Genomic DNA, 19072 nt, shown 5'->3' with positions numbered 1-19072 from the left:
ATGCCACAGCGCGTTCGAAATGAAACGCGCACCAGCGGAATTCCGCGGAATATGCGCGGAATTCTCAGGCCTTGCGCAGCAGGTTGAGAAGGTCGCGGCGGATGCCTTCATTGCCGGCGATGATCTCGCCCTTGGCCAGCATCTTGTCGCCATCGGCGAGATCGGAGACGTAGCCGCCGGCCTCGCGCACCAGGATGATGCCGGCCGCCATGTCCCAGGACGACAGGTTGCGCTCCCAGAAGCCGTCGAAACGCCCGGCCGCCACCCAGGCGAGGTCGAGCGCCGCGGTGCCGGTGCGGCGCAGGCCGGCGACGCGCGGGGCGAGCGCGGCATATTCGCGCCCGAAGCCGGCGAGGTCGCCGCGCCCCATATGCGGCAGGCCGCAGCAGATGACGCTGTCGGCCAGCGCCGAGCGGGCGGCGACGCGGATGCGCCGGTCGTTCATGAAGGCGCCGGCGCCCTTCTCGGCGATGAACATCTCGTCGGTCACGGGATTGAAGATCACCCCGGCGACCGGCACCCCGTCGCGCACCAGCGCCACCGAGATGCAGAACAGCGGGATGCCGTGCAGGAAATTGGTAGTGCCGTCGAGCGGATCGACGATCCAGCGATGCGATTCATCGCTGCCCTCGCGCTCGCCGCTCTCCTCCATGATGAAGCCGAAATTCGGCCGCGCCTTGGAGAGTTCCTCATGCAGGATGCGCTCGGCCTTGCGGTCGGCGTTGGAGACGAAATTGGCCGGCCCCTTGAGCGAGACCTGCAGGTTCTCGACCTCGCCGAAGTCGCGGACGAGGGAGCGGCCGGCCTTGCGCACGGCAGCGACCATGACGGTCATCAGGGGGGAGCGGATCATGGGGACGGTTCCGGCGAGCTGAACGGACAAGTGCGATGGAGACCCTGTGCCGCCCGCGGCGCTCACCGTCAAGGGCTCAGTCGGCCATTCCAGGCGCTCAGCGCGCGCCGAGGGGCGTGAACGGCACGTCGTCGAAGATCTTCACGGTGGCGCCCTGGCGGGCGATCGACAGCAGCCGCTGCTGGTCGCGCTGGTCGTCGACCCTCACCGTCACCACGGTCGGCTGCGAATAGGAGGCGCGCAGAAACCCCTCGAGCTTCGGCTCCAATTGCCGGACGCGCGTGAAAAAATTGCTTCTCTCATTCTGAGTTTCAAAACGAAGCAGCACCTGTATCCTCCGACGGCCGGGGCGACCCCGCGCCCACGCTCTCAAGGATAACGAGGCAGGCAGCACCTGCGGTTGTGCCAAACCCGCCCAGCTAAACCACGCCCCACTCGTGGCGGGCCCTCTCGACCGCGGCCTCGCAGTCGATCAGTCCCCTGCCCACGCAGTGTGGTCCCTCCTCCAGCAAAGAGCAAGTTTTGCGGATGATGTCGGCAACCTGCGCGGGTGTGGCCGCGGGCGCGAGCGACAGGATGAGGGCGGCGAGGCCGGCGACCTGCGGACAGGCCCCCGACGTGCCCCACCATCGTCCACGCCGATAGCTCGCCCCCCACGACACTTCGCCATAGGTGGGCGCCACGCAGTCCGGCTTGGGATGCAGGGCCGCCCATTCGCCCGGCCCGCGGCTGGAATTGCAGTGCGGGGTCGACCTGTCGCAATTGCTGAGCTCCCGGTTCACCGTGCCGACGCTCATGACCAGATCGTGCGAATTCGGCCCCAGATGGAATTGGGGCCACAGTCGTCCGGCTGGAACTGGCACAGGGCGCCCGCATGATAGTTGCCGGCGGCGAAGCAGACGAAGATACCGCGCGCTACCGCCGCCTCGATGGCCCTCATGAAAGGGTGGTCGCCCGGCATGTAGCCCGGCGACTGGCAGATCCGGACGCCATAGGAATTCGTCGCGACGACCGGCCCCTCGATGAGGCCGGCGTCCCGCGCCTCGATAAGATTGTCGTAGACGGCGAGAACGTCGTCGGAACACAGGTTGCAGCGCGCCGCGATCACCGTGGCCTCCGGCGCGACGCCGTCATAGCGGCCGGTGAGCGACGAGCCGGCGGCGATCGCCGCGCACATCGAGCCGTGCCCCATCGTGTCCTCCCACGGCGTCGCGCGATGCGCCAAGGCGAGATTGACCGGGGAGCGACGGCGCCGGCCGATCTCCAGCAACCCGTCCGAGATGCCGGTGTCGACGACCGCGATGGTGACGCCCCGGCCCCGGCTATGACGCCAGGCCTGCGGTGCGCGGATCTGCTGCATCACCTGGCCGAGATCGCCGTCGGCCGCGTCGCCGAGCAGGCCCTGCCAGGCCTGCAGGCGCGACTCCTGCGGGCGGTCGAAATCGCCATGGTCGTCGTCGGCATCCGGCAGCACCGTGAAGGTGACGTTCTCGAAAATGGTGGCGCCCAGCGACTCGAGGCGGCAGCGCTCCTCGTCCCCGACCTGCATCACCAGCGTATCGGGATTTGAAACCGAGGTGCGCGGCACATGCCCCTTCAGATCGAGCGCCACCCCCTGCAGCAGATCGAGCTTCAGCTGCTTCGTCGGCAGACGAACGAACACGCGATCCATGATTCCCCCCGGAATTCATCCCCGGTGCGGAAACTAGATCACACAACCATTGCGAGCAAGTTAAGAAGTGCGCAACCCTAGCCCATTCCCACGTCGGAAGACGGGCTGGTGCCGAGCTCGCGGGCGAGGCGCTCCATGCGTTCGGCGGCCTTGGTGAAGGCGTCGGAGACGGTGCGCTCGGCGAGCTCGGAGCGCTGGGTGGCGACGGCGAGGCGCACACGCTCGGATTGCAATTCCTGCTCCAGCACGCGGTGGCGACGGCGCAGCTCGCTGAGTTCGTCGGCCAGCGTGATCGCCGCCATCACGCTGAGCCGCTGGTCGCCGATCTCGCCGAACGCCTTGCGCAAATCGTCGATGCGGGCGTCGACCTCCTGGCCGAGGCGGGAGAGGTGCTCCTCCTGGCCGTCGTCGCAGGCCATGCGGTAGGCGCGCCCGGCAATGGTGACGGTGACATGGGCCATATCAGGATCTCACCGCTCGTGCGCGGCGAGGACCGCGCGGATGGTTTCCATGGCGCCGCCGAGCCGGCGGGCGACCTCGTCGCTCGCCCCCATCAGCCGCTCGGCCTGCGCCTGCGCGCCGTCGAGCTGGGCGGCGAGACGGGAGCGATCGGCGCCGAGCACATGGACCTGCTCGGCGAGCGCCGCCTCCTGCCGCTCGACGTCGAGCCGGCGCTCCACCGCCGCCTCCAGCGCCTCCATGGCGGCGTTGAAGCGCCGCGCGGCGGCGTCCACCGGGGCCGTATCGGTCATGCGGGCGCGCTCCATGGGTAACGTAAGGCGTGATTCGACTAGATTGGGCTCGCCCGGCGCCGGGCGTCAACCGGCGCAAACCGCCCCTCGCCGGCCGTCGCGCCCTTTGACAGGCCGACCCGTGATGCTATCACTCGCGCCCGTCGATGCCGCACTGCGGCAGGCCCCGATGACGTCGGGGCGGCCACATGCGGCGCGCCGACGGCCGCCCCGACGCGGCACGCCCGTAAGCCCGCCGATTCTACGCCCGCCTTTGCCCCCGAACGCACACGCGCCGAACACGCGCCCCTGGGAGTCACCAGACCTCATGTCGACCCGCGAAAAGCACGATCGCATGGCCAACGCCATCCGGTTCCTCTCGATGGACGCCGTCGAGGCCGCCAAATCCGGTCATCCCGGCATGCCGATGGGCATGGCCGACGCCGCGACCGTGCTGTTCGGCAAGGTGCTGAAATACGATCCCACCGACCCGCACTGGCCGGATCGCGACCGTTTCATCCTCTCGGCCGGCCACGGCTCGATGCTGATCTACTCGCTGCTCTACCTCACCGGCTATGAGGGCATGAGCATCGAGGACATCAAGAATTTCCGCCAGCTCGGCTCCAAGACCCCCGGCCACCCGGAATACGGCCACACCGTCGGGGTGGAGACCACCACCGGCCCGCTCGGCCAGGGCCTCGCCAACGCGGTGGGCTTCGCGCTCGCCGAGCGCATGCTGGCCGCCCAGTTCGGCTCCGACCTCGTCGACCACCACACCTATGTCATCGCCGGCGACGGCTGCCTGATGGAAGGCATCTCGGAGGAGGCGATCGAGATCGCCGGCCGCCAGAAGCTCGGCAAGCTGATCGTGCTGTGGGACGACAACCACATCACCATCGACGGCCCGACCTCGCTCTCGGTGGCGACCGACCAGCTCGCCCGCTTCGAAGCCTCCGGCTGGGAAGCCACCCGCGTCGACGGCCACGACCCCGAGGCCATCCTCGCCGCCCTCGAGCGCGCCAAGACCACCGAGAAGCCCTCGCTGATCGCCTGCCGCACCACCATCGGCTTCGGCGCGCCCACCAAGGCCGGCTCGAACGGCGTGCACGGCGCCCCGCTCGGCGCCGAGGAGATCGCGGGCACCCGCGCCGCGCTCGGCTGGGAAGCCCCGCCCTTCGTGGTGCCGACCGACGTGCTCGACGCCTGGCGCCTCGCCGGGCTGCGTTCGCGCCAGGCGCACAAGAGCTGGAACGAGCGGCTGAAGGGCACCGACCACGACAAGCGCGGCGAGTTCGAGCGCCGGGTGCGCGGCGAGCTGCCGTCCAAGTTCGCCGAGGTCACCGCCGGCATCGTCGCCAAGGCGCAGGCCGACAAGACCCCGGTCGCCACCCGCAAGTCCTCCGAGATCGTGCTGGAAGCGCTGACCGCGGCGCTGCCGGAGATGGTGGGCGGCTCGGCCGACCTCACCCACTCCAACAACACCAAGACCAAGGCCACCTCGGTCTATGTCGAGCCGCCGAAATATGACGGCCGCTACATCAACTGGGGCATCCGCGAGCACGGCATGGCCGCCGCGCTGAACGGCATCGCCCTGCATGGCGGCTTCATCCCCTATGCCGGCACCTTCCTGGTGTTCTCCGACTATTGCCGCCCCTCGATCCGCCTCGCGGCGCTGATGGGCGTGCGCGTCGTCTACGTGTTCACCCACGATTCGATCGGCGTCGGCGAGGACGGCCCGACCCACCAGCCGGTGGAGCAGATCGCCGCCCTGCGCGCCATCCCGAACCTCCTGGTGTTCCGCCCCTGCGACACGGTGGAGACCGCCGAGGCGTGGAAGATCGCCCTCGAGCGCAAGAACGGCCCGAGCGTGCTGGCGCTGACCCGGCAGAACCTGCCGCTAATGCGCACCGACGCCAATGAGCGCTGCCTCACCGCGCGCGGCGCCTATGAGATCGTCGCCGCCTCCGACGACGCCGAGGTGTCGCTGTTCGCCACCGGCTCGGAAGTGTCGCTCGCCGCCGCCGCCCGCGACCTGCTCGAGGCCGAGGGCATCCCGACCCGTGTGGTCTCGGTGCCGAGCTTCGAGCTGTTCCTCAACCAGCCGGAAGAGACCCGCAAGCAGGTCATCGGCACCGCGCCGGTGAAGGTCGCCATCGAGGCGGCGATCCGCCAGGGCTGGGACGCCATCGTCGGCTCCGACGCCGCCTTCGTGGGCATGCACGGCTTCGGCGCCTCCGGCCCGGCGCCCAAGGTGTTCGCGCAGTTCGGCATCACCGCCGAGAACGTCGCCGCCACCGCCAAGGCCCGCCTCAAGAAGGGCTGATGCGGGGGCCAAACGCCCCGTCTCGACGATTAGCCGCACGTCAAAGTCATGAGTGAAGTCATGACTTTGACGCATGCGGCGGTCGCGAGCCCTGCGCTCAAGCCATATCGACGGCGGAGGCGTCTGGTGTCGTAAGGTTGGGCGCGCTATGAGCCTTCCTGCTCGTATTGAATAGGAAGCAATTACCCGGGGGTAGACGCATGACGCTCAAGGTAGCCATCAACGGCTTCGGACGTATCGGCCGCAACGTTCTGCGCGCCATCATCGAATCGGGCCGCACCGATATCGAGGTGGTCGCCATCAACGATCTCGGCCCGGTCGAGACCAACGCCCACCTGATGCGCTTCGACAGCGTGCATGGCCGCTTCCCCGGCACGGTGACGGTCGACGGCGACACCATCGATGTCGGCCGCGGCCCGATCAAGGTCACCGCCGTGCGCAACCCGGCCGAGCTGCCGCACGCCGCGCTCGGCGTCGACGTGGCACTGGAATGCACCGGCATCTTCACCGCCCGCGACAAGGCCGCCGCCCACCTGACCGCCGGCGCCAAGCGCGTGGTGGTCTCGGCTCCCGCCGACGGCGCCGACCTCACCGTGGTCTACGGCGTGAACCACGACAAGCTGACCAAGGACCACCTGGTCGTCTCCAACGCCTCGTGCACCACCAACTGCCTGGCGCCGGTCGCCAAGGTGCTCAACGACGCCGTCGGCATCGACCACGGCTTCATGACCACCATCCACTCCTATACCGGCGACCAGCCGACGCTGGACACCATGCACAAGGATCTCTACCGCGCCCGCGCCGCGGCGCTGTCGATGATCCCGACCACCACCGGCGCCGCCAAGGCGGTGGGCCTGGTGCTGCCCGACCTCGCCGGCAAGCTCGACGGCACCTCGATCCGCGTGCCGACCCCGAACGTCTCCGTGGTCGACTTCAAGTTCGTCGCCAAGAAGAAGGTGACCAAGGACGAGATCAACGCGGCGATCAAGGCGGCCGCCGATGGCCCACTGAAGGGGATCCTCGGCTACACCGACCAGCCGAACGTCTCCTCCGACTTCAACCACGACCCGCACTCCTCGATCTTCCACCTCGACCAGACCAAGGTGCTGGAAGGCAATTTCGTCCGGGTGCTGTCCTGGTACGACAATGAGTGGGGCTTCTCGAACCGCATGTCCGACACGGCGGTTGCCCTCGGCAAGCTGATCTGACGCCAAACCGGCCGGGCCGTCGCAAGACGCCCGGCCGTTTCGTTTCCGGGCGCGCGCGGGCGCCTCTCGATTGCCCTTGCGGCACCACAACCCGGCGCCCCGCCGGGAGCCAGCAACCAGGCCGAAGCGCCAGAGCCGGACAGAACGCCAATGACCGCTCCCTCCGCCTTCCGTACCCTCGACGATGCCGATGTCGCCAATAAGCGCGTGCTGGTGCGTGTCGACCTCAACGTGCCGACCGATGCCGGCCGCATCACCGACGACACCCGTATCCAGGCCGTGCTGCCCACCATCCGCGAAATCAGCGAGAAGGGCGGCAAGGTGATCCTGCTCGCCCATTTCGGCCGGCCGAAGGGCGTCGATCCCAAGCTCTCGCTGGCGCCGATCGCCGGCGAGGTGGCCTCGCGTCTCGGCAAGCCGGTCGCCTTCGCCCCCGCCACCATCGGCGAGGTCGCCGAGGCGGCGGTCGCCAAGCTCCAGCCCGGCGAGGTGCTGCTGCTGGAGAACACCCGCTTCGACCCGCGCGAGGAAAAGAACGACCCGGATTTCGTCGCGGCGCTGGCCAAGCTCGGCGACCTCTATGTCAACGACGCCTTCGCCACCGCGCACCGCGCCCATGCCTCGACCGAAGGGCTGGCGCATCACCTGCCGGCCTATGCGGGCCGTTGCATGCAGGTGGAGATCGAGGCGCTGGCCAAGGCGCTGGAAGCTCCCGAGCGCCCGGTGATGGCGGTGGTCGGCGGCGCCAAGGTGTCCTCCAAGCTGGAACTGCTCGGCAATCTCGTCGCCAAGGTCGACCTGCTGGTGATCGGCGGCGGCATGGCCAACACTTTCCTGGCCGCTGAGGGCAAGGATGTCGGCAAGTCGCTGTGCGAACACGACCTCGCCGACACCGCGCGCGAGATCGTCGGCAAGGCGGCCGCCGCCGGCTGCGAGATCGTGCTGCCGGTCGACGCGGTGGTGGCCAGGGAATTCAAGGCGCATGCCGACAACCGCACCGTCGGCGTGGACGGCGTGGCGGCCGACGAGATGATCCTCGATGCCGGCCCGGCCTCGGTGGCGAACGTCGTCGCCAAGCTGAAGACCGCCAAGACCGTGGTGTGGAACGGCCCGTTCGGCGCCTTCGAGCTCGCCCCCTTCGATGCCGCCACCGTGGCGGTGGCCAAGGCGGCGGCGGCGCTGACCGGCGAAGGCAAGCTGCTCTCGGTCGCCGGCGGCGGCGACACGGTGGCGGCGCTCAACCATGCCGGCGCGGCCGAGGGCTTCACCTATGTCTCGACCGCCGGCGGCGCCTTCCTCGAATGGCTGGAAGGCAAGCCGCTTCCCGGCGTCGAGGCGCTGCGCCGCTAGGGCGGCGGACCATCATTAACCACGCCGGCGCATTGTTTTGGCGTATGATTCAGGTCGGGTGGCGACACCCGGCCTGAAATTCTACTAGAGCCCCTGCGATCAAGACCGTTGATCGACAAGAAAGCGGCCTAGTTTCAAGATGCTGGGGCAGGTTCGCGTCGCAAGGTTCGTTCGACCCTGCGGAACTTGCCCCAACTGCCGCATCGGCAGTCGGTCGCGTGCGACAAGGCACGGACAGGCCGGAGGCCGATGCTATAAGGGTCGCCGATCGGCCGCGCGGGTTTCGGTCGGCGATATTTTCATCGGTTCGTTTTGCGGGAGACAGACGAATGACGACCAGCCTCGACGAGGTAGCGTATAAAATGTGTGCGGGCGGCAAGGGTATCCTCGCCGCGGACGAAAGCTCCAGCACCATCAAGAAGCGTTTCGACGCCATCGGTGTCGAATCCACCTTCGACAACCGTCGCGACTATCGCGAGATGCTGTTCCGCTCCGACGAAGCGATGACCAAGTACATCTCCGGCGTCATCCTGTTCGACGAGACCATCCGGCAGAAGGCCAAAGATGGCACGCCGCTGGTCGAGCTGATCCAGAAGGCCGGCTCCATCCCCGGCATCAAGGTCGATGCCGGCGCCAAGCCGCAGCCGGGCGCTCCCGGCGAGACTATCACCGAGGGCCTCGACGGCCTCGGCGGCCGGCTGAAGGAATATTACGACCTCGGCGCCCGCTTCGCGAAGTGGCGCGCGGTGATCGACATCGGCGCCGGCATTCCCAGCTATACCTCGCTGATCGCCAACGCCCAGGCGCTCGCCCGCTACGCGGCGCTGTGCCAGGAAGCCAACATCGTGCCGATCGTCGAGCCGGAAGTGCTGATGGACGGCGACCACGACATCGACCGCTGCTACGACGTCACCGAATGGGTGCTGAAGGAAGTCTTCCAGCAGCTGTTCTATGCCCGCATCCGCCTCGAAGGCATGGTGCTGAAGCCGAACATGGCCGTGCCGGGCATGAAGTCGCCCAAGCAGGTCTCCTATGAGGAAGTGGCGGAGAAGACCATCCGCTGCCTGAAGAACTGCGTGCCGCCGGCGGTGCCGGGCATCGCCTTCCTCTCCGGCGGCCAGTCGGACGAGGCGGCCACCGGCCATCTCGACGCGATGATCAAGATCGGCAACCTGCCGTGGAACCTCACCTTCTCCTATGGCCGCGCCCTGCAGGCGGCGCCGCAGAAGGCGTGGTCGGGCAAGGACGAGAACTGGGGCGCCGGCCAGGCCGCCTTCACCCACCGCGCCAAGATGAACTACCTCGCCGCGCTGGGTAAGTGGGCCGCCGACGAGGAAAAGAAGGCGGCCTGATCGCCGCCGGGCGCGAGAGGCAAGCCTCGGCGCCACGCCTCTCGTCGACACCATCGGACGCCGCCCCTCGGGGCGGCGTTTTCGTTTTGCCGGCTCATATCTTCCGCCAGCCCACCGCGCATGCCGCTTGATCTTGCGCGAGGTTCGCGCGACCATCGCGGCCTAGCTTCCCTTAGGATAACGGGGAGAGCGGGACCGTGCGGCAGGACCCCAAGGGCGTCGCCAGCAGCAGCCAGTCTTCCGACGCGCCGACCGGCCCGCCGCCGAGGCTGGATGTGAAGCTCGATGTGCTCCACGTCAGCTTCCGCTATGGCGCACATCTCGCCCTGAGCGACGTCTCGCTGCCGATCCACGCCAATCGGGTGACGGCGCTGATCGGGCCGTCCGGCTGCGGCAAGTCCACCTTGCTGCGCATCTTCAACCGCATGCCGGATCTTTATGCCGACCAGCGCGTCGAGGGAGAGGTATGCCTCGACGGCGTGAACATTCTCGCCCCCGGCATCGACGTACTGACGCTGCGCCAGCGCGTCGGCATGGTGACGCAGAAGCCCTCGCCCTTCCCGATGTCGATCTACGACAATGTCGCCTTTGGCCTGCGGCTCAACGAGACGCTCACCGCCGCTGAACTGCGCGAGCGCGTCGAGGAGGCGCTTATGCGCGCCGCGCTGTGGGGCGAGGTGCGCGACAATCTCGGCCGCAGCGCGCTCGGGCTCTCCGGCGGCCAGCAGCAACGGCTGTGCCTCGCCCGCACCATGGCGGTCCGGCCGGAGGTGATCCTGCTCGACGAGCCGTGCTCGGCGCTGGACCCGATCTCCACCGCCAAGATCGAGGCTACCCTCGAGGCGCTGAAACCCGACTGCACCATCATCATCGTCACCCATAATCTGCAGCAGGCCATGCGGATCGCCGACGACACCGCCTTCCTCTATCTCGGCGAGCTCGTCGAATTCGGCTCGACCGCCCGCCTGTTCGACAGCCCGCGCGACACCCGCACCACGCGCTACGTCACCGGCCAGATGGGATAGCAACGGGACGGCGGGTGTGCCGCCGCTCCCCTCATCACGAAAAAGGGCGCCGTCCCGGCGGACGGCGCCCCTCGATCATAGAGCGGGAAGCAGGCTCAGCGGCGGAAGCCGCCGCCGCCATGGAAGCCACCGAAGCCGCCGCCACCACCGAAGCCGCCCCGGTCGAAACCGCCCCCCCCGAAACCGCCGCGATCGAAGCCGCCACCGCCGCCGCTCCAGCCGCCGGAGCGGGCGAAGTCGTCGGCGCGCTGGTCGCCCCAGCCCTGGAACTGGCGCTGGGTGTTCAGGCGGTCGACCTGGCCGGCATCGGCGTCGCGCTGCCAGCTGCCGTCGTTTACCTGATGCTGCCAGCTGCCATCCGCATTGTACTGATGGATGGAGCCGTCATGGTCGGTGTAGACATTGCCGTTGTTCCACGCCACCGCATTGCCGGAATGGACATTGCCGGCGACGCCGCGGCTGTCGACGTTCACCTGGCCGTTGTCGCGGGTGACGCCGGTCTCCGAGGCATGGCCGAAGCCGGTCGACGGGTTGTAGTTCGCCGACTGGCGGCCGGCGGCGAAATTGCCGGTGTAGCTGTTGCCCACCGCGCCGGCGCGGGCGCCGCCCCAGGCGCCGGTCGAGGGATTGTAGTAGCCGCCCTCGCGGCCGCCGGCGAAATTGCCGTTCCACGGATTGAACCCGCCGGCGGAGCGGCCGGCGAATTCGGTACCGCGACCGGTGACGCCGTTGACCGAGTTCGCCGCCCACTCATTGCCGGTCCACGGGTTGTAGCCGAAGGCATGGTTGACGGTGGCGTTGCCGCCCCAGCGGCCATAGATGTTGGTCTGGTTGACGTTCACGCCCGCCCACGGCCCGCCCCACGGACCAACGCCCCAATAAGGTCCCCACCAGGGCGACATCGCGCCCCATGCATAGCCGGCGGCGAAGCCGAAGGCGAAGCCCTCGGTCCAGGCGAAGGCGGCGTTGTAGCCATAGGTGTCCGGGCAGCCATACCAGTAGGTGCCGACATAGCCGACGCAGGAATAGCCGGTGCCGTAGACCACCGTGCCGCCCGGCGCCACCACCACGCCGAGATAGCCCGGCGTGTAGCCGACCGTCACCGCGTCGGCGCTGGAGGCGTAGACATAAACATAGGTGACGTAGTGCAGCGGCGAGGACGGCGGGATGGTGTAGATCGCCGCCGGCACGGTGTCGGCGATCACCCACGGGCCGGTCGGGGTCGCCGACACGAACCAGGCGCCCTGGAACAGCGCGTAGTAGCGGCTGGCGTCGAGCTGGATCACCGGGGTGCGGGTGTTCTCGGCATAGTTCAGCAGCGTGCTCTTGATCGGCACGAATTTCGGCGAGCCGCCATCATACTGGATGGTGAGCTGGGTCGAGCGGGCGACGCTGGCGGTCTGCGGCACCAAAGTGGAGATCACCGCCTCCTTGGCCTGCGGCGTGCCGGGAACCGCGACGAGGGCATTGGCCACCGGATCGGTCGCCGAGATGCTCTTGAACTGCGCCGGCAGCTGGTCGCCGGCCACGTAGCTCCACGGTCCCGCGAGGGCGGCGGCGCGGAACCAGCGGCCGGACACCAGCACGTAATAGGCGTTGTTGGACGGGTCCATGATCACCGCATGGTCGGCATTCGACATGCGCAGCAGCGAGGTGCCACCCACCGGCTCCATCGTCGCGGCGCCGGCGGTGACGACGAGCTCGGCCGGCACGGTGGAGACGATGACGGCCGGGGCCTGCGCCGGCTTCTTGCCATCGGCCGGCAGCAGGGTTTCCGCCTGCTGGGCGTAGTTCGCCATCGAGCCGGCGGCTTCCACCGTGGGGTTGGACTGCGTCAGCAGGTTCCACGGCCCGTCGATCGCCTTGGCCTCGTACCAGTAGTCCGCCGCCTGGAGGTAGAAGGTGCCGGCGGAGGCGAGCACCAGCGGATGGGTGTTGACGACGCGCTGGAAGCCCTGGGCGCCGTCCACCGGCCGCAGCACCGGCGTGCCGGCGATCTGCACCAGCAGCGTCGGCTTGTCGACGAACAGCAGCTTGGGCGGCGTGTTCTCGACCGGCTGCTCCATGTCCTTGGTCAGCTGCTTGTTGGCGGCGTAGCTGGTGAGCAGGTGGTCGAGCGCCACCGTGAAGCCCTCGGCCGGAATGCGCGCCTGCAGCGTCGAGAGGATCTTGGTGTCGAGATCCGGCTTGGTGGGCACGTCGACGCTGGTGATCGCGATGTTGGACAGCTGCGCCAGCCGCGCCGGCTTGTCGACCGCGACGCGGGCGGTGAAATGCGCGATGCCGTAGGTCGGCTGCCCCTTCGCGGGGCCATAGGCGACGGCGGCGCGGCCGGCGATGCGGTCGCCGTCCCAGCTCTCGACGAGCGGCTGGTAGATCGACAGCGCGTCGTCGCCGATCGTCACGCTGCGCGGCCAGGACAGGCCGGCGGCGGCGGTGGGCGACGAGGTCGGGGCGGCCGGGGTGGACGCGGCCTGCGCCCACACGGCGGGCGGCAGGGCGACGAGGCTGCCGGCGAGCGCCAGGAGCGCGGCCGGACGGACGCCAAAGGCACGGATCGAACGGGCGGACATGTTTCCTCCACCGGCATTTTGGCCGAGACCACGGACCTCCCCGGAAGCGGGCACCCGTGCGGCGAGCTGCGGCTCTATCCTGCTTAGCACCGCGCGCGCGGACCGGCGATTGAAAAGCACCACATGACAAGTCTGTGTACGCATTGGGGAATCCCCCATTGTCCCGACCCGCCGGCGCCTCCCGGCAGCGGGGGGCCGGCGAAATCGTTTCAAATTGCCGGAAACTTGTTCTAGGAGTTGGATCCGGTCGGCGCATGCGCTTCGGCCGTGCTTTCGCCGCCATCCTGCGACATGGCTCGAACATGGCCAAATCCGACACGATTCCCGCCCCGCCCGCCCCGCGCCTCTATCTGCTGCTGCCGCCGCCCGATGGCGATGCCGGCCGGCTGGTGACACTCCTGCGCGACATCGTCGCCGCGAGCGACCTCGCCGCCGTGCTGGTACGCCCCGGCGAAGCCAGCGCCGCCGCGCTGCGCGAGCTCGTCGCCGCCTGCCAGCAGGCCGGCGCCGCCTGCCTGATCGACGGCAACGCCGCCTTCGCCGCCGCCACCCAGGCCGACGGCGTGCATGCCGCCGGCCTCGCGGCACTGAAGGCCGCGCTCACCGCCGTGCGGCCGGACGGCATCGCCGGCGTCGGCGACCTGCGCACCAAGCACGACGCGATGACCGCCGGCGAGAGCGGCACCGACTATGTGATGTTCGGCGAGCCGGACGCGCAGGGACGCCGCCCGCCCTTCGAGGCCACGCGCGAACGCGTGCAGTGGTGGTCGGACATCTTCGAGATCCCCTGCGTCGCCTATGCCCGCACGCTGGAAGAGGTAGATATCCTCGTCGCCGCCGGCGCGGATTTCATCGCCGTCGACAACCTGCTCATCGAGGCGCCGGCGGAAGGCGGGCGGGCCCTTGCCAGCCGGCTGGTGCCGGCGGGAGCGGCCTGATGCGGGCGCGGCCTGCCGCCCTCGCCGTCGCGGCGACCGTGCTGTTCGCCGCCGCCACCGGCTCGTCGCGGGCGCAGAACGCGCCCGACGCCACCGCGCCTGCTGCTACCACGCCTGCCACCGCGACGCCTGCCGCCCCGGACAAGGACCACGCGGCGCTCGACGCCGCCTATGGCGCCTTTCAGCGCGGCGACTATGCCACCGCGCTGAAGCTGGCGGTCGAGCGGGCGAACAGTGCCCATGATCCCGTCGCCATGGTGCTGGCGGGGGAAATCCTCTCGCAGGGCTACGGCGTGTTCGAGGACAAGGCCGCCGCCCGCCAGTGGTACGAGGCCGCCGCCGCCAAGGGCAATGCCGACGCGCTGTTCGCCCTCGCCTCGCTGAAGCTCAAGGAAGCCGGCAACAACGCCCAGATCAAGGGCGAGGCGGTGCCGCTGCTGCGCGATGCCGCCGCCAAGGGCAACACGCTCGCGGCCTATAATCTCGGCCTGCTCTATCTCGAGGGCGAGGCGGCGCCGAAGGACCCGGCGACCGCCGCCGACTGGTTCCGCAAGGCGGCCGACCAGGACGAGCCGGATGCGCTCTACGCGCTCGCCATCCTCTACAAGGAAGGACGCGGCGTGCCGCGCGACCCGATCGAGGCGGCGCGGCTGCTGCAACGTGCCGCCGAGGTCGGCCATGTCGTCGCCACCACCGAATATGCCATTGCGGTGTTCAACGGCGTCGGCATGCCCAGGGACGAGGAGCGCGCCGCCGGGCTGTTCCGCAAGGCGGCGCTGGCCGGCAACGCCATCGCCCAGAACCGCTATGCCAAGATCCTCTCGTCCGGGCGCGGCGTGCCGCAGGACAAGCCGCTGGCCGCCGCCTGGTACAAGGTGGCGCAGTCGCAGGGCGGCGCGAAGGATGCCGAACTCGACAAGATGGTTACCACCCTCACGCCCCCCGAGCGGGCGAAGGCGGAGGCGATCCTGCGCAAATGGGCGGGCGGTACCGCAGGCTGACCCGGCGCTCCGCGGAACGCCAGCCAGCGCGGTTTCCCCAGCACGCCCGGCCGGGCGTGCCTTGCTCCCGCCGCCGCACGCCGCTACTCATCGTGGCGCATCGCGCTTCTGGGCGCGGCGCGCAGCCTCAGGAGACCCTGTTTTTGGCCATAGCCCGTCGACTGGTGCCCCGCGCCCTCCTCCACACGCTCGTCGCGTTCGCCCTGGCGCTGGCCTCGGCGATGACGCTGGCGCCGGCACCGGCGCGGGCGCTCGATGCGGTGGCGATCCGGCTCGACGCGCCGGTGATCGACCTCGCTCCGGCGATCGAGCGGCACGATACCGAGGGCGACAGCATCCCGGTCTCCACCGTGCCGGGCGCCGACGGCATCGTGCGCCGCTTCGAGGTGCGCGCCGTCGCCCCGACGCCGAAGGGCAGCAAATGGGCGGTGTTCGCGCTGGCCAACAACACCGACGAACAGGTCGACCGGCTGATCGTCGCGCCACATTACCGCATGGTGGGCTCCGGCGTGTTCTGGCCGGACCTCGGCAACCGACGCATCCTCAACCTGACGCCCAGCCAGGGTTTTCGCCCGGAACTGCAGAGCGCCTCGGACGCCGATGTCTATCTCGTCACGCTCGACCCCGGCACCACGGTGACGCTGGTGGCCGAGCTCGCCGACGGCAACCTGCCGCAGTTGCAGCTGTGGGAGCCGGAGACCTTCAAGGACAAGGTCAACTCCTTCACCCTCTATAACGGCATCGTGATCGGCATTGCCGGCCTGCTGGCGCTGTTCCTCACCATCCTGTTCGTGGTGAAGGGCAGCGCGATGTTCCCGGCTGCGGCGCTGCTGGCCTGGGCGGTGCTCGGCTATATCGGCCTCGATTTCGGCTTCTGGTCGAAGGTGTTCGGCATCTCGCCACTCGCCCAGCAATTCTGGCGCGCCGCCGGCGAGGCCATCCTCGCCGCCACGCTGGTGGTGTTCCTGTTCGCCTATCTCAACCTGAACCGCTGGCATGTGCGCTACATGCACATCACCGCCGGCTGGCTGGTGTTCCTGGTCGCGCTGGTCGGCCTCGCCTTGCTCGACCCCTCGGCGGCGGCCGGCATCGCCCGTCCCTCGCTGCTGGTGGTCTCGGTGATGGGCTTCGCCGTGGTGATGTGGCTGTCGCTGCACCGCTACGACCGCGCGGTGCTGATCATCCCGACGCTGTTCCTGCTGCTGGTGTGGGTGATCACCGCCGGCCTGGCGGTCTCCGGCCGCATCGGCAACGACCTCGTCGCCCCGGCGTTGCTCGGCGGGCTGGTGCTGATCGTCATGCTGATCGGCTTTACCGTGATGCAGCACGCCTTCGCCGGCATCGGCTCGGTCGCCGGCAGCGCGCAGGAGCTGGAGCGCCGCGCGCTGGCGGTCGCCGGCTCGGGCGACATCGTGTGGGACTGGGACGTCGACGCCGACCGCATCCATGTCAGCCCGGAGGCCGAGCAGCTGCTGGGGCTCAAGGCCGGCGCGCTCGACACCGAGGCGACCGGCTGGCTGGAGATCATCCACCCCGCCGACCGCGACCGCTTCCGCGCCACCCTCGACGGGCTGCTCGACCAGCGGCGCGGCCGCATCGACCAGGATTTCCGCCTGCGCACCAAGGACGGCCATTATCTGTGGTTCAACCTGCGCGCCCGGCCGGTGGTGGGCACCGACGGCGAGGTGGTGCGCTGCATCGGCACGCTCTCCGACGTCACCGACAGCCGCACCGCCGAGGAGCGCATGCTGCACGACGCGGTGCACGACAACCTCACCGGCCTTCCCAACCGCGAACTGTTCCTCGATCGGCTGGCCTCGGCGAACGGCTTCGCCCACAGCGACGACACGCTGAAGCCGACCATCATGCTGGTCGACCTCGACCGCTTCAAACAGGTGAACGCCAGCCTCGGCATGCCCGCGGGCGATTCCATCCTGCTCACCGTGGCGCGCCGGCTGATGCGCCTCGCCAAGCAGCAGGACACGCTCGCCCGGCTCGGCGGCGACCATTTCGCGCTGATCCTGATGTCCGAGCGCGACCCCGAGCGCATCACCGCCTTCGCCGACACCCTACGCCGCACCCTGCGCGCGCCGATCACCTTCGGCGACCGCGAGATCTTCATCACCGCCTCGATCGGCCTGCTGCTCGCCGACGGCCAGAAGCGCACGCCGCAGGAGATGCTGAAGGACGCCGAGCTGGCCATGTACTTCGCCAAACGGGTCGGCGGCGACCGCATCGAGGTGTTCCGCCCCTCGATGCGCACCCAGAAGCTCGACCGGCTGACGCTGGAGCAGGACCTGCGCACCGCGCTGGAAAAGGGCGAGATCGGCGTCGTCTACCGGCCGATCATGGACCTCTCCACCCGAGCGATCGCCGGCTTCGAGGCCTCGACGCGCTGGCAGCACCCCACCTTGGGCACGCTGGCGCCGGACGACTTCATGACGCTGGCGGAGGATTCCGGCCTCGTCGTCGATATCGGCCTGTTCGTGCTCGATGCGAGCGCCCGCCAGCTCGGCGCCTGGCAGCGGGCGATGCGCGGCGAGCCGATCTTCGTCACCGTCGACATCTCCTCGCGACAGATGCTGCGGCACGACTTGTTGCAGGACCTCAAGGCCATCCTCGCCCGCAACGTGGTGGCGCCCGGCACGCTGAAGCTGGAGCTCTCCGAGACGCTGGCGATGGAGAACCCGGAATACGCCGCGCAGATCCTGCTGCGCATGCGCGAACTCGGCGCCGGGCTGACGCTGGACGATTTCGGCACCGGCTATTCCTCGCTGGCCTATCTCCAGCGTTTCCCCTTCGACACCATCAAGGTCGACCGCACCTTCGTCAAAGCGCTGGGCCGCAACGGCAACAAGGCGCAACGGCCGGTCATCCTGCGCACCATCGTCACCATGGCGCACGATCTCGGCATGGAGATCGTCGCCGAGGGCGTCGAATCCGAGCCGTCCGCCGCCGCGCTCGCCAAGCTCGGCTGCCGCTACGGCCAGGGGCCGCTGTTCGGCGAGACCATGACGGCGGAAGAGGCGCGCCGGCTGCTGCAGCCCGACGCCTCGCCGACCTCGCTGCTGGAACGCGGCCGGCTGCTGCGCCGCGGCGGCAGGTCCGAGCCGAAGCCGGAGGCCAAGTCCGAGGCGAAACCCGCCGGCACTGGCGACGCCGCCAACCGTCCCGCTCCCCTGCCCCGCCCGGCGCCCACTCGCCCGGCGGCGGCCCCCGCCGCCCCGGCGCGCCCGGCCGATCCCTCCGGCGAGGCTCCTGCCAAGGCGTCCTGAACCGGGACGCGGCCACCGCGACGCCCGGCGGCCGCGCGGTCTCGCGACCGCAGGCGATCAACCATCAATGACGCGGATGCAGCAGCGGCCGACGCTTCAGGCGTGGCCGGCCTCGGTGGAGAGCATGCCGGGATCGATGCCGAGCTTGCGCAGCGCCCGGTCATATTTGCCGGCGGCGTCGGCGCCGAACACCAGCGAGGCGTCGGCCGGGCAATTGAGCCAGCCATTCTGCTGGATCTCGTTTTCCAGCTGCCCCGGCGCCCAGCCGGCATAGCCGAGCGCCAGCACCGCGCTGTGCGGCCCGCCACCGGCGGCGATCGCCTTCAGTATATCGAGCGTCGCGGTGAGGCAGATGCCGCTGTCGATGGGCAGCGTCGAATCCTGGATGAAGAAATCCGACGAATGCAGCACGAAGCCTCGCCCGGTCTCCACCGGCCCGCCCTTCAGCACCGCCACCTCGCCGGCGACGCGCGGCAGGTGAATGCGCTCCTCCTCCGGCACCACGTCGAGCTGCACCAGCAGGTCGCGGAAGCTGACATGGCTGGCGGGCTGGTTGACGATGATGCCCATCGCGCCCTCCGGCGAATGGGCGCACATATAGATCACCGCGCGGGCGAAACGCTCGTCGCGCATGCCGGGCATGGCCACCAGCAGCTGCCCGTCGAGGAAGCTGGAGCCCGGAAGGCGGTCGTCGCCGCCTGTGTCCTTCTGTCCGATCCACATGGGGGAAAGCGTAAACCCCACTCGCACTTTTTCAAGTCCGCTGCGCCA

Annotated in this window: 16 protein-coding genes; 8 read left to right on the top strand and 8 right to left on the bottom strand. The window is 69.2% G+C overall.

From position 1 onward, the window contains the following. Nucleotides 1–64: 64 nt before the first annotated feature. From LGR54_RS20150 to LGR54_RS20130, 6 genes are all read right to left on the bottom strand, one after another. Nucleotides 65–853, bottom strand: coding sequence for an inositol monophosphatase family protein (locus LGR54_RS20150; RefSeq protein ID WP_230363751.1), 789 nt, complete (start codon nucleotides 851–853; stop codon nucleotides 65–67). Nucleotides 854–950: 97 nt separating this feature from the next. Then, entirely contained in the window at nucleotides 951–1181 is a 231-nt protein-coding gene (locus LGR54_RS20145) for a hypothetical protein (RefSeq protein WP_230363750.1), read from the bottom strand. A 91-nt stretch (nucleotides 1182–1272) separates the two neighbouring features. Further along, the gene (locus LGR54_RS25815) at nucleotides 1273–1650 is read right to left on the bottom strand and encodes a S8 family serine peptidase (RefSeq protein ID WP_255607759.1); all 378 of its coding nucleotides are present in this window, start codon (nucleotides 1648–1650) and stop codon (nucleotides 1273–1275) included. After that, nucleotides 1647–2525 (bottom strand): S8 family serine peptidase, encoded by an 879-nt coding sequence (locus LGR54_RS25810; RefSeq protein ID WP_255607758.1) that lies wholly within the window; start codon nucleotides 2523–2525, stop codon nucleotides 1647–1649. Before LGR54_RS25810 ends, LGR54_RS25815 begins: the two co-directional genes overlap by 4 nt. A 77-nt stretch (nucleotides 2526–2602) precedes the next feature. Beyond that, the gene (locus tag LGR54_RS20135; protein WP_230363749.1) at nucleotides 2603–2986 is read right to left on the bottom strand and encodes a cell division protein ZapA; all 384 of its coding nucleotides are present in this window, start codon (nucleotides 2984–2986) and stop codon (nucleotides 2603–2605) included. A 9-nt stretch (nucleotides 2987–2995) separates the two neighbouring features. Beyond that, nucleotides 2996–3277, bottom strand: coding sequence for a DUF4164 domain-containing protein (locus LGR54_RS20130; RefSeq protein WP_230363748.1), 282 nt, complete (start codon nucleotides 3275–3277; stop codon nucleotides 2996–2998). 307 nt (nucleotides 3278–3584) lie between these two features. Between LGR54_RS20130 and tkt the strand changes: the two genes are divergently transcribed. From tkt to pstB, 5 genes are all read left to right on the top strand, one after another. Then, on the top strand, nucleotides 3585–5579 hold the full coding sequence (gene tkt / locus LGR54_RS20125) for a transketolase (protein WP_230363747.1): 1995 nt from the start codon (nucleotides 3585–3587) through the stop codon (nucleotides 5577–5579). 200 nt (nucleotides 5580–5779) lie between these two features. Next, a complete protein-coding gene (gene gap, locus LGR54_RS20120; protein WP_230363746.1) occupies nucleotides 5780–6787 on the top strand; it encodes a type I glyceraldehyde-3-phosphate dehydrogenase in 1008 nt (335 codons plus the stop codon). 150 nt (nucleotides 6788–6937) lie between these two features. Beyond that, nucleotides 6938–8137, top strand: a complete 1200-nt coding sequence (gene pgk, locus LGR54_RS20115) for a phosphoglycerate kinase (protein ID WP_230363745.1) — start codon at nucleotides 6938–6940, stop codon at nucleotides 8135–8137. Nucleotides 8138–8466: 329 nt separating this feature from the next. Next, entirely contained in the window at nucleotides 8467–9489 is a 1023-nt protein-coding gene (locus LGR54_RS20110) for a class I fructose-bisphosphate aldolase (protein ID WP_230363744.1), read from the top strand. 197 nt (nucleotides 9490–9686) lie between these two features. Continuing rightward, nucleotides 9687–10514, top strand: coding sequence for a phosphate ABC transporter ATP-binding protein PstB (pstB, locus tag LGR54_RS20105; RefSeq protein ID WP_370638245.1), 828 nt, complete (start codon nucleotides 9687–9689; stop codon nucleotides 10512–10514). Between the two features lie 95 nt (nucleotides 10515–10609). Here the strand turns inward: pstB and LGR54_RS20100 are convergent, their stop codons facing one another. After that, nucleotides 10610–13087, bottom strand: a complete 2478-nt coding sequence (locus LGR54_RS20100; RefSeq protein WP_230363743.1) for a carbohydrate-binding family V/XII — start codon at nucleotides 13085–13087, stop codon at nucleotides 10610–10612. A gap of 254 nt (nucleotides 13088–13341) precedes the next feature. On the opposite strand from LGR54_RS20100, the gene LGR54_RS20095 reads away from it, so the two are divergent. From LGR54_RS20095 to LGR54_RS20085, 3 genes are all read left to right on the top strand, one after another. After that, the gene (locus tag LGR54_RS20095; RefSeq protein WP_230363742.1) at nucleotides 13342–14025 is read left to right on the top strand and encodes a thiamine phosphate synthase; all 684 of its coding nucleotides are present in this window, start codon (nucleotides 13342–13344) and stop codon (nucleotides 14023–14025) included. Next, complete coding sequence (locus LGR54_RS20090) at nucleotides 14025–15026, top strand: tetratricopeptide repeat protein (protein WP_230363741.1); 1002 nt, start codon at nucleotides 14025–14027, stop codon at nucleotides 15024–15026. The genes LGR54_RS20095 and LGR54_RS20090 overlap by 1 nt, the downstream gene beginning before the upstream one ends. Before the next feature lie 221 nt (nucleotides 15027–15247). Then, nucleotides 15248–18301, top strand: a complete 3054-nt coding sequence (locus LGR54_RS20085) for an EAL domain-containing protein (RefSeq protein WP_230363831.1) — start codon at nucleotides 15248–15250, stop codon at nucleotides 18299–18301. Between the two features lie 96 nt (nucleotides 18302–18397). Here LGR54_RS20085 and LGR54_RS20080 read toward each other — a convergent pair whose 3' ends face one another. Further along, the gene (locus tag LGR54_RS20080) at nucleotides 18398–19024 is read right to left on the bottom strand and encodes a YqgE/AlgH family protein (protein ID WP_230363740.1); all 627 of its coding nucleotides are present in this window, start codon (nucleotides 19022–19024) and stop codon (nucleotides 18398–18400) included. Between the last annotated feature and the right edge of the window lie 48 nt (nucleotides 19025–19072).

Source organism: Ancylobacter sp. Lp-2 (genome assembly GCF_020523795.1).
Classification (GTDB): domain Bacteria; phylum Pseudomonadota; class Alphaproteobacteria; order Rhizobiales; family Xanthobacteraceae; genus Ancylobacter.
This window is presented reverse-complemented; position numbering and strand designations above follow the sequence as displayed.

Coding starts and splice junctions, on each gene's coding strand:
- LGR54_RS20080 (WP_230363740.1), bottom strand. CDS start 19,024: ATGTGGATCGGACAGAAGGACACAGGCGGCGACGACCGCCTTCCGGGC.
- LGR54_RS20135 (WP_230363749.1), bottom strand. CDS start 2,986: ATGGCCCATGTCACCGTCACCATTGCCGGGCGCGCCTACCGCATGGCC.
- LGR54_RS20110 (WP_230363744.1), top strand. CDS start 8,467: ATGACGACCAGCCTCGACGAGGTAGCGTATAAAATGTGTGCGGGCGGC.
- LGR54_RS20095 (WP_230363742.1), top strand. CDS start 13,342: ATGCGCTTCGGCCGTGCTTTCGCCGCCATCCTGCGACATGGCTCGAAC.
- LGR54_RS20150 (WP_230363751.1), bottom strand. CDS start 853: ATGATCCGCTCCCCCCTGATGACCGTCATGGTCGCTGCCGTGCGCAAG.
- LGR54_RS20085 (WP_230363831.1), top strand. CDS start 15,248: ATGACGCTGGCGCCGGCACCGGCGCGGGCGCTCGATGCGGTGGCGATC.
- LGR54_RS20130 (WP_230363748.1), bottom strand. CDS start 3,277: ATGACCGATACGGCCCCGGTGGACGCCGCCGCGCGGCGCTTCAACGCC.
- pgk (WP_230363745.1), top strand. CDS start 6,938: ATGACCGCTCCCTCCGCCTTCCGTACCCTCGACGATGCCGATGTCGCC.
- LGR54_RS20100 (WP_230363743.1), bottom strand. CDS start 13,087: ATGTCCGCCCGTTCGATCCGTGCCTTTGGCGTCCGTCCGGCCGCGCTC.
- tkt (WP_230363747.1), top strand. CDS start 3,585: ATGTCGACCCGCGAAAAGCACGATCGCATGGCCAACGCCATCCGGTTC.
- gap (WP_230363746.1), top strand. CDS start 5,780: ATGACGCTCAAGGTAGCCATCAACGGCTTCGGACGTATCGGCCGCAAC.
- LGR54_RS20090 (WP_230363741.1), top strand. CDS start 14,025: ATGCGGGCGCGGCCTGCCGCCCTCGCCGTCGCGGCGACCGTGCTGTTC.
- LGR54_RS25815 (WP_255607759.1), bottom strand. CDS start 1,650: ATGAGCGTCGGCACGGTGAACCGGGAGCTCAGCAATTGCGACAGGTCG.
- LGR54_RS25810 (WP_255607758.1), bottom strand. CDS start 2,525: ATGGATCGCGTGTTCGTTCGTCTGCCGACGAAGCAGCTGAAGCTCGAT.